This is a genomic window from Oleiphilus sp. HI0080 (assembly GCF_001635135.1).
Genome location: NZ_LWFU01000789.1, coordinates 1 through 426, shown reverse-complemented (window position 1 = coordinate 426; position 426 = coordinate 1). Strand labels below are relative to the sequence as shown.

Genomic DNA, 426 nt, shown 5'->3' with positions numbered 1-426 from the left:
CCGGTATCAACGAAATATGCCATACGCATCGAGCTTTGGTCTTTAATGAANGGCAGAGGAAAAATGATCTCAGCGCTATTTTCGAACAACAAATTACCACCAAATGGGTCAGAAGAGGCAAACGCAGCCTGCTCTGTTGTTCTGGGACCAAGCGAATTGTTTTCATAGCCGCGCACAGAGTTTATGCCACCAGCATAATAATGCTCGTAAAAAGGCAGTTCGCCTGTATCTCCGTATGCTCCGCCATAAGCCCACTCATTACGAAGACGAAACACAAACTCATGGGATTCACTTAATGGCACATAGAAATTCGAATTGTACCGAAGCTTATAAAACGACAGATCGCTTGCGGGAACCGTGATCTCACCAGAAAGCCCCTGACGCCAACCAGCAGTCGGAAACATTCCGCGATTTAATGTACTTCGC

1 protein-coding gene is annotated in these 426 nt (G+C 46.4%); it reads right to left on the bottom strand.

What is annotated here, in order from left to right:
* A partial coding sequence (locus A3751_RS16245) for a BamA/TamA family outer membrane protein (protein WP_156492545.1) occupies positions 1-426 on the bottom strand: 426 nt, incomplete at both ends.